This window comes from Alloprevotella sp. oral taxon 473 str. F0040, from assembly GCF_000318095.2.
Taxonomy (GTDB): domain Bacteria; phylum Bacteroidota; class Bacteroidia; order Bacteroidales; family Bacteroidaceae; genus Alloprevotella.
The window spans coordinates 1-12,976 of the sequence record NZ_KB290709.1; the positions used below are offsets into that span (position 1 = coordinate 1).

At 48.9% G+C, this 12,976-nt stretch carries 8 protein-coding genes; 4 read left to right on the forward strand and 4 right to left on the reverse strand.

Features of this window, described 5'->3' with window-relative positions; all coding sequences use genetic code 11:
- From HMPREF9999_RS01530 to HMPREF9999_RS09825, 4 genes are all read left to right on the forward strand, one after another.
- A partial coding sequence (locus HMPREF9999_RS01530; protein WP_009436485.1) for a thioredoxin family protein occupies positions 1-343 on the forward strand: 343 nt, incomplete at its 5' end.
- Positions 344-1,774: 1,431 nt separating this feature from the next.
- Positions 1,775-2,239 carry a LexA family protein gene (locus HMPREF9999_RS01535; RefSeq protein WP_009436490.1) on the forward strand — a complete coding sequence of 155 codons (465 nt, stop codon included), beginning with the start codon at positions 1,775-1,777 and terminating at the stop codon, positions 2,237-2,239.
- Positions 2,240-2,365: 126 nt separating this feature from the next.
- On the forward strand, positions 2,366-3,610 hold the full coding sequence (locus HMPREF9999_RS01540) for a Y-family DNA polymerase (protein ID WP_009436491.1): 1,245 nt from the start codon (positions 2,366-2,368) through the stop codon (positions 3,608-3,610).
- A 217-nt stretch (positions 3,611-3,827) separates the two neighbouring features.
- A complete protein-coding gene (locus tag HMPREF9999_RS09825) occupies positions 3,828-7,688 on the forward strand; it encodes a beta-N-acetylhexosaminidase (RefSeq protein ID WP_009436492.1) in 3,861 nt (1,286 codons plus the stop codon).
- A gap of 377 nt (positions 7,689-8,065) precedes the next feature.
- Here HMPREF9999_RS09825 and HMPREF9999_RS01550 read toward each other — a convergent pair whose 3' ends face one another.
- From HMPREF9999_RS01550 to HMPREF9999_RS01565, 4 genes are all read right to left on the reverse strand, one after another.
- Positions 8,066-8,968: a diaminopimelate dehydrogenase gene (locus HMPREF9999_RS01550; RefSeq protein WP_009436493.1), complete on the reverse strand. Its 903-nt coding sequence runs from the start codon at positions 8,966-8,968 to the stop codon at positions 8,066-8,068.
- A gap of 273 nt (positions 8,969-9,241) precedes the next feature.
- On the reverse strand, positions 9,242-10,681 hold the full coding sequence (locus HMPREF9999_RS01555) for a sodium:solute symporter (RefSeq protein WP_044062895.1): 1,440 nt from the start codon (positions 10,679-10,681) through the stop codon (positions 9,242-9,244).
- Positions 10,682-10,699: 18 nt separating this feature from the next.
- Positions 10,700-11,848: a DUF4435 domain-containing protein gene (locus HMPREF9999_RS01560; protein WP_009436495.1), complete on the reverse strand. Its 1,149-nt coding sequence runs from the start codon at positions 11,846-11,848 to the stop codon at positions 10,700-10,702.
- A gap of 30 nt (positions 11,849-11,878) precedes the next feature.
- On the reverse strand, positions 11,879-12,709 hold the full coding sequence (locus tag HMPREF9999_RS01565; protein ID WP_009436496.1) for an AAA family ATPase: 831 nt from the start codon (positions 12,707-12,709) through the stop codon (positions 11,879-11,881).
- Positions 12,710-12,976: the final 267 nt, after the last annotated feature.

The following is a 12,976-nucleotide window of genomic DNA, read 5'->3' on the forward strand; positions in this document are numbered from 1 at the left end:
TAAAGGTCGAAAATATATGAATCATCAAACGAATATCAATGATATAGAGCTCGTTATCAATAGAAACCGTCTCTGCCTATTCTATGTTAAGGCTCCCGATTGTGGAGTTTGCAATGTAATGTTTAGCAAAGTTGGAACGTTAACGGAGAATTACGCTCAACTTGTGTCTTTCTATACTGACATAACAGAGGAGCCTTTGATTGCTAGTCGTTTCCTTGTATATTCAGGTCCAACCGTATTACTCATATTAGATGGCAAGGAAGTTTATCGCAGTTCTCAATTCATAGACCTAAAAGAACTGGAAAGAAAGATTGTTCAACTGGTAGAATTTTGTGATTTATAAGGTGTGATTGTTTGACTCTACGATTTGAGTTAGAAAAGAATTTACGTGCATATTTTGCTCAACCCCTTCTTGTGAGGATGTTTATATTGGCAGTGAAGGAGTAGATAGAAAGGTAAGAGTTTAGAGCTGGTATTGAAATAGTTTAAGTTTACCAACGTAATATGGTTGAAACCACTCGTGTCATCTGAAGTACTCTTGAGATGTTTTTGTTAAATCCTTTTGGGATTAAATACAAGCTACAATGAAGTTAATCTTCTATTGTTCTGAGGTGTGCAGTTTGGATTTTATGGTTTTCTTTATTCCAAAGTGAGAACAGAAGATGTAGGAAATGATATATTAGTTTGGCTTTCGCCGTGGAAGTAGATTATTGAAGGGGCACTAAATGGAGGAGCCCCTATATGTATATGGGAGGATATGAGGCGAAAGAGAGAAAAAATCGAGGAAAAGTGCAGATTTTTCTTGAAGGTGTGTCTATTTTGTAAGGTGGATATGTCAGAATTGCGAGAAAGTGGGCGAATAGTGCAGGTGAAACATAAGCTCTTATCGGGAGCGAATGTTGACGGAGAGTGGGAGGATGGAGGGAACAAAATAGTGGGAGACTGGGAAACAGCGGAGGGGGAGTAATAATCGAAAATACGATAGTGGAAGAATGTGGGGGATAGGGCAGAATAGAGTAGTGGTGAAGGTGCAGTATGCTTTGGGGAAGTATGCCACCAAAGAGGGGGGAAAATGTGTATAGACATTTTTACATTTCAGAAAAATCCCCTCGTGTGCGTGTGCGCACATCAGGGAGTTGTGACTTTTTGCTTTCACAACCTTCACAGAAATAGAGTAGGGATGCAATATGATGAGTTGTAAATCAGTGAGTTATGCTGTGTTAAATGCTGCGTTTTAGAATGTTGGTGTGGATTTTGGGCTTTTGATTGTGTTAAAAATTGTCTGAAAATAGGTGGTAAATACTTGAAGTATAGAGAAATGCAGAGAAATCTGTGAAGGTTGTGAAAGCAAAAACATAGAAATTGCTGTAATGCGCGCGTACGCGTACGCGCGAGAAGAGCGTTTTTAGAATCGTTCACGTATCGCTCTTTTTCTTCTGGTCGTGATGTTTTCTTCCTTCCTTCGGAGAAGAGAGAAAGTTCCGATTTACTTTAAAAAACAAGGGAGGCGTAGCACGAAAAGTCCGACGTTTTCGGAAAACTCTCCGAGAAAATTTAGAAAAACTCCGACGTTTTCTGAGCTTTCTCCCAGAGAAGATTTCGAGGAAGGGATGTTTAGCAAAAAGCATGAGCATTATCTCGTGAGAAACCCTTAATTTTGCAGTTAGCGAGGCTGCGAAAATGGGGCTTGTGGCTCTGTTTGGACCAGAAAATCCTGTGCATCAGCCCTCGTTGTTCTGCATATTTCCCAACTCCTATTCAGATATTCTTCATCATGTCGCAACTCATCATTCAAGGCGTAGAATTTGACGAAAGCACTGCCCTCCCATTTGCCGAGAGCGGACCACAGGCAGGGTTTCCCTCGCCTGTGCCTTCGCAGTATCAAGAGAAAATCGACTTGAATCGAGAACTGGTTTCTCATCCAGAAAGCACTTTTTATGCTAAGGTGGTGGGCGATTCGATGATTGATGCCAACATTTATGCCGGAGATATCCTCGTGGTGGATCGCTCCATCGATTTTCAAAATGGGGATATTGCAGTTTGCATCGTGGATGACGAATTTACGGTGAAGCACATCTTTGTGGAGGCAAATCATGTGCGGCTGGTGCCAGCTAATAGCCAATATCCAGAGTTGCGCATCGCGTCGGATCAGCAATTTAGTGTGTGGGGTGTGGTGACTTACGTTATCCATGCTGTGCGCAGAGAGACGATGCCAAAGGCGCAAAAGAGCAAGAAATAGCGCGTCGCTTCGTCACTTCGTGGATGCTCTGGCATTTGCGTTGCGCTATGCGCATTTCATCTCCAAAACCTCGAGGAAGCTATATTCCTCTTTAGTTTGTTCGTTCCCCACACCTGATTAGTTGGTATGATAGCTGTCATCGACTGTAATAACTTCTTCGTGTCATGCGAGCGTGTCTTTCGTCCGTGTTTGCTCGACAAGCCCGTCGTGGTGCTTTCCAACAACGATGGGTGTGTGATTGCGCGCAGCAACGAAGCCAAAGCTCTCGGCATTGGCATGGGAGAACCCTATTTCAAGGTGAAGCATCATTGCCAACAGAGTGGACTCATGGTGTGCTCTGCCAATCACACACTCTATTGCGACATGTCGCAGCGCGTGATGCAAATCATCGGGCAATATGCCATGCGGATGGAGCAGTATAGTGTCGATGAAGCCTTTGTCGATTTCAGTGGTATCCCCGACGTTCAAAGCGTGGCGCGGCACTTGGTGCAGCGCATCAAGCAGTGCACGGGCATTCCGGTGAGCATTGGCATGGCACCCAACAAGACTTTGGCAAAAATCGCGAGCCGATTTTCCAAAAAATATCCAGGTTATCAGAGTTGTTGCTTCATCGATAGCGATGAGAAGCGCGTGAAAGCCTTGCAGCTCACGGCGATAGAAGATGTGTGGGGTGTGGGACGGAAGATGTTTGTCAAATTAGCAGCTGGGGGAGTGAAGACAGCCTACGACTTCGCACAATGGGGAGTGACGCGTGTGCGCAATAGTTTTCACAAACTGGGCGAACAAATGTGGCGCGAACTCAATGGAGAATACATCTTAGACCTTGAAACCCCAGCCGCGCGACAGAGTTTGCAGCACACCCGTACCTTCAAACACCCTATCATCGATGCAGAAACCCTGCACAGCCTCTTGGTGGACTTTGCGGTGCAAGTGGGCATCAAGTTGCGTAAAGACCGTTCTGCTGCCTTGCAACTAAATGTCTTTGTGGCTACCGATCGCTTCTCCACACTCCAACCCTATGTTTTTCGCAGCACGTTTCATCGCTTTGAAGTCGCCACCAATGAAGCTCGTGAATTGGCAGCCGCTGTGGGGCAGTGTCTTGTGTCGTTGCATCTTGACGGATTGCCCGTGAAGCGTGCAGGGGTGGGGGCAACGCTCATCGAACATGATGGGGTGCAAGGTGGATTGTTTGACACGATAGATCGTGAAAAGCAGCAACGGCTGCAAGCCACTGTGGACAATCTGCATGCCGTCATAGGAGAGCACTCCCTCCGTTTAGCTTCGCAGACTGACCCTTCTTCGGTGGTATCGTCAGAGCATCGCTCGCCTCACTACACCACGCGCTTGAGCGATGTGATAGAGGTGAAATGAGCCGTGGTGATGGCTGCCATTTCTGAAAGACGTAATGAGATAAAATGGAGTTGTACTTTTGCTCAGCTAATCTTGCAAAAGTATATAAAATATATTTTTGAATAATTGGCTCCCTTCTGTTTGTATATATAAGCAGAAGGGAGCTGTTTTTAGGTGTGGAAAGCGTATATATGACGAAAAATCACTATCTTTGTCATCTGAATTTACAGAAATCTACATGAAATCTACCTTATTATCCACTTTATTGGCTTGTGCTTTGTTTGGGGCTTCCCAGGTGCAAGCTCAACAGTTTGTTAATTTGACTCCTGTGCCCATGCAGATGCGTGTGGACAAGGGAACTTATCGTCTGCCTGCGCAGTTCACCATCGGCGGGGCGCAACTTCCCGATAGCATCAAGGCAGAAGCTCAAAAGTTTGTGACTGATTTCAATAAATCAGCCACTGGTGCTACGGCTTCCTATAGCAAGAAGCCTGAAGGTGCTGCACTGGAGTTGGTGCACGATAAGACACTCTACAAAACTCTCGGACAAGAGGGCTACAAACTGGCGGTGACTGCTACGGGTATCCGTTTGGAAAGTGCCACCACTACGGGTTTTTTCTATGGTTTAACCAGTTTGAAGAAGATGCTGCCAGCCTGCATTGCTGCTGGAGTGAAGGATGAAAAGGTAGTCACTTATGAGTTGCCCTTGGTGCAAATCACTGACAAACCTCGATTCCCTTATCGTGGTTTTATGCTCGACGTGGCGCGCCACTTCTTCACCGTGCAAGAGGTGAAGAAGATGCTCGATGTGATGGCGATTTACAAGCTCAATAAGTTCCATTTTCACTTGACCGAAGACCAAGGATGGCGTTGGGAGGTGAAGAAATATCCCAAGCTCACCAAGGTGGGTGCGGTGGCTTCCAACACCTATGTGACGTCTATGGAACACGGTGCTTATTGGACGAACCAACAATATGGCCCCTATTTCTACACTCGTGAGGATTTGAAAGAAATCGTGGCGTATGCCGCTGCAAAGCACATTGAGGTGATTCCCGAAATCGACATGCCTGGTCACTTCTCCGCAGCGATGGCGGCTTATCCCGAGTTTTCGTGCAATCCTGATGGGGTGCACCGCGTGGAAACGTGGGGGGGTGTCTTCACCGACGTGTTGAACGTGGCGAATCCTAAGGCAGTACGCTTCGTGAAAGACATTCTCGATGAGTTGATGGAGATTTTCCCCTCCAAAAATGTGCACATCGGTGGTGACGAATGTCCCACGACAGCTTGGGAAAACAACGCAGAGTGTCAAGCCATGTACAAAAAGTTGAACCTCACGAGCTACCGCCAACTGCAAACGCACTTTATTGCTGAGATTACGGATTATCTCAAGCGCAAAGGTCGCAAGATTTCGGTGTGGAATGAGACCGTGACGGAAAAGGGGGCGGATCTCCAACTGATGAAGAAGACCGGCGCAACGGTGTATTGCTGGGTGCCTGCTCGAAAAGGCGCGGAGATTGCCAATAGTTTGGGACTTCCTAGCATCTACACGGTTTATGGTCCTTATTATATCAATCGTGCGCCTCGTAAGGAGGGTTGGATGAAGACGCTCCCTGGAAATGGTAGCGATCATCTCAAAGCCACTTACAATGAGCAACCCACGGATTTCTCACACTCCATCGGTGTGCAAGGCACGTTCTGGACAGAACACGTGGCGACTCCCGATGTGATGGAGTTCCTTGCCTTGCCTCGTTTGATTGCCGTGGGTGAAGCTGGTTGGTCGCCTCAAAATAAAAAGAACTTTGATTCGTTTGTGCAGCGCATGCGTGCTGACACCACGATGTTGAACTATGCAGGTTACAGCTACGACCGTGCTTATCTCAATGAGAATAAGGCTTCTACGATGGTCTATCCCACGGTGAGCACTGCTGAAAAAGAAGTGTATTATCGCATCGTGACTCGTGGTAATGATAAAGAACGTAGCGGTCGTTGCATCGAACTCTTGAGCAATACTTCTCCGATTGTGGCTGCCGAAAAGCACAATGGTGCACAGGCTTTGCGCCTTTGGACGGCTCCTCAAGCTAAAGAAGGGGAGGCTGCTTATGATTATCAACAATGGAAGTTGGAGGTAGACCCCAAAAATCCCGAACGCTTTGCACTGGTTTCTAAGGCTTATCCCGAAGGTAGCGTGGCCGCTAGTCCCACCGCCGTTGCGGTGAATGGTCGCTGGAACTACGACACTAAGGCGAAGTACTATGACTTTATCCTCGGTGACAAGGGCTATGGTGTGGCCGATGGTTATCGTTATTACACCATTCGTTCGGCAAAACACGACGGACAGTGGTGGAACGCTTCGATGTCGCGTCAAGGATTGGCAGTGAATGTCTACACCAATCCCACAGATGGAAATGGTGGTTTGTGGAGCTTTGTAGGTGGCACCCCTGTTGGTGAAGAAGTTCCCATGGTGGAAGCTCCTGCCGTGCTCCCCAAAAGTGGACAGGTGTATGTAGTGCGCAACACGGTGGCTGGACATGCTGGCGCGATGCTCGCTGATGATGGTCAACAACAAGGACTTATTCACACTCTATCTGGACAAAATGCCAATAACGGTTGGGAAGTGGTGAATGCCTCTGCCTTTGACACCAAAGGAGGTACGATGACCATGCAACTCCGCAACGTAACTACCCAGCGTTTTGTGGGACAACCTGAAACGCAAAAGGTAGAACGCTTCGGATTTCCTGTGACGATGTCGAAGACTCCTACGAAGATTACCCTCACTTATGCACCTAAAACAACGGATTTCACCCTTGCTTCGGGTGGTAAATTCCTCTTCCCCGTGTCGGCTTCTGCTCCTCAATTGCAAGGCCGTGTGTCTTCGGGTAGTGGTGTAGGCGGTGACAATGCCGTTCGTCCCCAAGGTACGGGCTGGGAACTTGTTCCTGCGCGTGCAGTGACCTATCGTTGTGTCACCACTGATGGCAAGGAATTGCAAACCATCACGGAATATCTGCCCACAGATGCCACTCAAGTGACGGTGCCTCAGTTCAAGGGGTACAAAGTGAAAGGTGAAATTCCTCAACTTCAACAAGGTAACGAAGCACAAACCTTTACGATTGTCTACAAAAAGTCGAAGCACCTGGTTTTTCTAGATGCCATCAATGACGACGGCACGTTGTTGGCACAAGATACTATCGCCGTACCCGTGGGGGAGAGCGTGGTGATTCGCGCCCCCAAAATCGACTTTTTTAGTCTGAAAGAATTCCCTGAAGAGGGAATCAAACTAACCCCCACAGACGATGTGTATCGCACGATAGTCTACACTACTTCAGCGTTGCTCGGTGTGAAAGCCCTAGCAACTCCGCTGAAGGAGTTGAAAGATGGTCAGCAGGTACTCATCTATGACTTCTCTACTAAGGATCCCAATCGTGCAGGCTTCCGCAATGTCTCTGCTACCTCTGGTAGAGTGTTGCAAGGAGGTCTCAACAATGGGGAAGCTTCTCCGCAGTTTGTGTGGAAGGTGCAGAAGAAAGGCAGCCACTGGCAGTTTTTCCATCCCGCAACAGCGTTGTTTATGCCGGTGCTCAAAGAGAGCAAAGAGGTCATTGTCGCCAAAGAAGCGGGACAATTCAGTGCTTCTCGCAATGCCGATGGCACGTGGAAGGTACAAGGCACGAACGGACAATACTGGGATGGCGTAGTTGGTGGAATGACTGGTTGGCACACCTATGGTCATCCTTATCAGTTCTACACTTTTGTTGCTGCTCCCTACTTCCGTTTGACGGTGCGCTATGTGGATACTGAAGGAAAATCGGTTCTTCCCTCCGAGCAAAGCATCGTACCAGCAGGAAGTGAAGTGACGGTTGTCGCTCCCGAAATTAAAGATTTCAAGTGGAAAGAAACCATTAGCATGCTCAGTGACCTCAAACGCATTGATGCGCACGGAGATATCACCGTGGTGTATGAGAAAGCCACGGGCATAGGCAGTGTGACTGGGGCGAAATCCTTTGGTCACGTCTCTACCTACGACCTTCAAGGTCGCCGTGTGGAAAAAGCGCGCCATGGTCTTTTCATCGTCAATGGTAAGAAACTTCTGAAACCCTAAGCGAAAGTGATTCATTGGCAGTGTTGTTCGATGGATACGTTCTTCAATCGTTCATTGTAAGACTAAGCGTTCATTCAGAGCTTGCATAGTTCGGTGATTACGTTCTTCAATCGTTGCATTGTTCAGAACTTGCATCATTCAGAACTTGCATTGTTCAGAACTTGCATCATTCAGTAGCAACTTAACATAAGATTAAAACCATCCCCCGATATCGTTTGTGATATCGGGGGATTTTGTAGTCTGTAAAGAAGAATAGATACTAACATCTCCGCATTAGAAGTTCTCTTCTCATGCGGAGATATTGTTTTTGACCCTTAAGCCTGTTTTTGCAGTATTCTGCTGCGAATGCTCAGCGCAAGCAAGGAGAATATTCCCTTTTACACAAGGTGAGCAATCAAGGCTTCGCGGTCGCCTTCGAGATAGTCGATCACCGGAATCTCAATCATGGTGTAAGCACCAGGTTGTTGCTTCATAGAAGCACGAGCCACATTGATGAGCACTTGAGCCGTGAGAGCAGGATTATTGATGCGCATGTTAAACTCAAAGAGTTGGTTGTGCGTGCAACCCGATACACCCTTGCGCACGAGGTTCACCCCGTGACCCACATCGTTGAGGGCGTCCACACTCTCCACTTGATTTACGTGCGTTTCATCGTTCACAAAGTAAGGATCAGCCTTAATAGCCGCTGCTACCTGCTTGAAGTCCGCACCCTCTTCGAGTTCCACATACACCATACGACGATGAATGCCCGTGCCTAGGGGAATAGTCACCGACAAAGCATCACGAACACCTTCGATGGCACGCACAGCCACAGAGTGACCCATGGAGCGACCAGGGCCGAAGTTGGTGTAGGTCACTCCCTTGGGAGCCAGACCTTCGATGAGGGTGCGTACCACAGAGTCAGAACCAGGATCCCAACCCGCAGCAATCACGCTCACAGCACCATGCTCTTTGGCAGCAGCATCGAGCGAACGGCGCAAATCCACAATTTTAGAGTGAATGTCGAAGGAGTCCACCGTGTTAATGCCGAGTGCAAGACACTCTTTCGCGTAAGCCTCCACTTGTCGGGTTGGTGTAGCGAGGATAGCCACATCCACATCTTGGAGTTCGGAGATGTGTTTCACCACAGGATAGTGCGCCAATTCCGCAGGTTGCTCTCCTGTCACGTTGCGGCGCACCACACCAGCGCACACCATGTCGCCAGAAGCCTCGATAGCCTCGAGCGCGTATTTGCCAATATTGCCATATCCTACGATGGCAGCGCGAATTTTCTTTTCCATATTACTTGAGCGTTTGGATTTCAAAAAGTGATTGTCCGAAAGTTGTGTCTAAACAGAGGAAATCAATCTCTTCTTTAGGAGGGAGAAAAATCTCTCCTTAGAGAAAAATCCTCTCTTTTAAGGAGAAAAGTCTCTCTCTTTGAGGACATAAACCTCCCTGTTTGAGGAGAACCTCCTTGTTATCAGAGGAGAGAGTCAAGCCTCTGTCAGGCATCTATCGTTTTGTGTGCTGCAAATTTAGAGAGAGCTATCGAAGTGAACAAGCGCAAACTGCTATTTTTTGAAACGTCTTAGTGCAAAAAGTCCTAATGCTGTGAGCCCTCCATTGAGTATGAGTAGTTCGTAGCCAAAGGTATATCCCCACCAGATCGGAGCATAGTGGTCAAGGAGAGCCGTTGCTATGGGAGCTACTATCACCACCACAGGCACATAGCGGTCGCGAATCTCCCACTGTGTGTAGAGTCCGAAGGCAAAAAGTCCCAGTAGTGGGCCATAGGTGTAAGAAGCCATCACATAAATCGTGTTGATCACGTTCGGACTATCGACCAAGCGAAAAATGAGTAAGCACACAAAACAGAGCACCACCACAGCTGCATGCGCCCCTCTTCGCAAGCGCACATCGTCTTCACGGTCGAGAATGTCGATGCAGAAACTTGTGGTCAATGCAGTTATCGCCCCATCGGCAGCCGAGAAAGCAGCTGCCACTATGCCGATGGTGAAAGGTAACACCACTAAATGTCCCAAAGCCCCACTACTCACGAGCATTGGCAGGAGTTCGTCGCTCTTCGCTGGCAAAGCAATGTGTTGCATCTTGCAAAAATGATAGAGCAGCACCCCTAGGCCGAGCAACAAAGCATTGATGGGGAGGAAAGAAAGTCCATAGACACACATATCCTTCTGCGCATCGCGGAGCGTGCGGCAAGTGAGATTCTTCTGCATCATGTCTTGATCCAAGCCAGTCATCACAATCACGATGAAGATACCGCTAAGAAACTGCCGCCAAAACGCCTGCTTGGACGAGGCATCCCACACCCACACACGGCTCATCGGACTCTCGTCAATCAACTTCCAAGCACTCTGCCAGTCCAGCCCCATCTGTTGCATCACCGCCCAGAGCGTTCCGACGACAGCAAGGGTGAGCATCAAGGTTTGCAGCGCATCGGTGTAGAGCAAGCTCGCTTGTCCTGCTCGAAAGGTGTAGAGCCAAATCAAGAGGAGTGTCACCGCAGCGGTGACAACAAAAGAGATGCCCAGTGGAGCTGCAATAAAAGTGTGGAGCACCAAAGTCGCCACGTAGAGTCGGGCAGTGGCTCCAGCCAATTTGCTGAGGAGGAAAAACCCCGCCCCCGTTTTGCGTGTGCGGTCGCCAAAGCGGTGCGAGAGATAACCATAGATGCTCGTGAGTTGCAGGCGATAATAGAGGGGCAGTAGCACCACCGCCACCACAATGTAGCCCACGATGAAGCCCATGCACATTTGCAGATAGCTCATGCCGATGCCCCCCACCCACGCAGGGACACTCACGAACGACACCCCCGAGATACTCCCGGCTATCATGCCAAAAGCCACCATAGGCCAGGGTGCGCGCCGTGAAGCACGATAAAAAGCAGCGTTGCTCGTTTGATGTTTACGCCCACTCACCCAGTGAGCGATGCCAAGCAACACGAAGAAGTAGACCGCTAACGTGGCGATCATCCAAAGAGAAGTAGACATTGGTTTAGGGGTTGAGAATCATAGTTTACCGTAAGGTTTCACCTTAGGCGACTTCCGTTTTGAGGAAGCGTTGGAGCGCATCGTCGGTTGCTGTTGCGCATCGTAGTGTTTAGGTCGCGGAGTTTCCTCTGCTGGGATAGCAGGAAAACTCATTTCTTCCGAATCCTCGGGACAATGCACCAAATCTTCGCATCGAGCCACCAAAGCGTGTGCCGCTGTCACGATTCGCTCGAAGGCTTCTGTGTGGTGATAGGCAGTTTGTTTGCGCACCATAGCCTCAAAGGGTGCAATCGCATGCTGATAGGCTGCCAATTCGTTGCGCTTCTGCACCGCATGACAAGCCAATTTAGAAATCTCTCGTTCGCGCTGTCTGCGCAGCATGTCACAAATGCTCGTCATCAATGGCATCACCACGCCATCTAGCAAGTCGTGTCCACGCATGTAGAGATAAGCTGTTTGTGGTGTCACGCCCAATTGCAACAGTTGTTCGCGCAGGGGAGCATACGTTTGTCGGCCTTCGGGAAACATCCGTTGCAGGCGGTTGATCTGCTGATTCACGCGCCGCTTCAAGGCTTGCAGCATCTCCTCGGGGTGGTAAATGTTGATATACCTCAGTTCCACCACGCGCGCAAAGTCGGAGAGTGAAAACTGCGTGTAGCGACCGTAGCGATATGCCCACACATTCCACACCAAGAGGGGAAAAATGATTTCAGAAAATTCCGCGAAGAAAGCCTCATAGTCCATCACCTCCTGGTCATTGAGTGTCGCCATCACACATACGTGCGCCAAGGTTGCAGCGTGGCATTGCAAATTTTCGATGGCGTAGACCCCTGTGTGCAAAACAAAGGGCGAACGACACACCATTTCGCTCGTAGGAGTGGCTCCTTGCATGAGAAAATCATAGTCGGCATCCACACAAGCAATCATGCTATGCCCCAATCGGTTGGAGAGAGCTATCTTCTTGCCCCTTCCGAGCGAGGTTTGCGAGGGCAGCATCACCTCAAACTCCATCGCTTCGGTTTCCACTTCTCGCAAGACATCTTTCCAAAACAAGATGTCGTCATAGCTTTCCACATAGGCCACCACTATGCGGCGCGCCTTTTTGCCTCGCAAGCGGTTGGCCGCTGCGATGTAGGCCGAATTGATATGGTGAGAGAGACGAGACATAAGGCAAAAGCATTTAACCCCAAAAGGTCATTAAAATGTAATCTCCGACACTTCAGTCACACAGTCCTCCCAGCCATCCATGATCACCGCAGGGGAGTGAGTGGTGAGAATAATCTGCACGTTAGGGTTTAAGCTCCTCACCATCGAGATGAGGCGTTTTTGCCAATCAAAGTGTAGCGACACCTCTGGCTCGTCCATGAAGAGCGCATAAGGTTGGCGATCTTGCGTGAGCGTGGTGAGGAGAATGATGAGCATTTGTTTTTCTCCTGAAGAAAGCACGTAGGGCGAAAGCACCTCTTCGTATTGGAAAAAGCGCAGTTCATTGCTTTCGCGGTCGATGCGTTTGCCCGTTTCGGCAAAGAGTTCGTCCACCAAATCCAGAAAATGCGTCTTAGCCTCGGCAGCGGCAGCCGCTTCTTCGCGCGCCGACTCGCTTCCGCTGGTGAGGAGGGCAATCATGCGATTGCCGATGTTCACTTGATAGTCGAGATATCGGCGTTGCAGTTGATAGAGTTGCCAGTCGAGTTCGGTCACCACTTGTCCTTCAGCGAGGGTAGTCACGCGTTCGCTTGTCACCATCTGGCGATCCACCGAGCGCACCACGTCATAGCGTATGCGCTGAGCATCAGTGGGGAAAAGGTCGAGCTTCACGCCCAGTCGTGCTCCGAGGTGCAGTTCGCCCGAAGCGGAGAGACTGCCCACCTGCTGCACCATGCGCGAAAGGATGGTGCTTTTTCCTGCGCCATTTTTCCCACTCAGCACATTAACGTCGGGGCGCAGTTGCCAGACGATGTGCTTGTGTCCGCTCCAAAGACTTGAAATCTCGATGCGTGCGATGTAGTCAGCAAAGATAGTGTTCATAACCGAAAGATATTTATAACTACAAAAGTAACGAAAATCTCTGAGATGCTGTCTCGAATGCTGACAAATTATCTCGTGCTTCTTTTTCTTCTCATTTCTTTGTGTGTGGCCCCCCTATTATATATGGGGATGCAAATAGCCGAAAGTGTCACTGTAAATGTTAAAACTAGACGTTCAGCACTGAATTTTGAGATAGTTTAAGACTCGAGGACGGAGAGCCCTTGCTGCCGTCTCAAAGAGGGTGCGATTTCTTCGCGTGGGCGCGTA

What these genes read in the sequence shown, in the direction of transcription:
- HMPREF9999_RS01535 (WP_009436490.1), top strand. Translation starts at nt 1,775, where the DNA reads ATGTCGCAACTCATCATTCAAGGCGTAGAATTTGACGAAAGCACTGCC.
- HMPREF9999_RS01540 (WP_009436491.1), top strand. Translation starts at nt 2,366, where the DNA reads ATGATAGCTGTCATCGACTGTAATAACTTCTTCGTGTCATGCGAGCGT.
- HMPREF9999_RS09825 (WP_009436492.1), top strand. Translation starts at nt 3,828, where the DNA reads ATGAAATCTACCTTATTATCCACTTTATTGGCTTGTGCTTTGTTTGGG.
- HMPREF9999_RS01550 (WP_009436493.1), bottom strand. Translation starts at nt 8,968, where the DNA reads ATGGAAAAGAAAATTCGCGCTGCCATCGTAGGATATGGCAATATTGGC.
- HMPREF9999_RS01555 (WP_044062895.1), bottom strand. Translation starts at nt 10,681, where the DNA reads ATGTCTACTTCTCTTTGGATGATCGCCACGTTAGCGGTCTACTTCTTC.
- HMPREF9999_RS01560 (WP_009436495.1), bottom strand. Translation starts at nt 11,848, where the DNA reads ATGTCTCGTCTCTCTCACCATATCAATTCGGCCTACATCGCAGCGGCC.
- HMPREF9999_RS01565 (WP_009436496.1), bottom strand. Translation starts at nt 12,709, where the DNA reads ATGAACACTATCTTTGCTGACTACATCGCACGCATCGAGATTTCAAGT.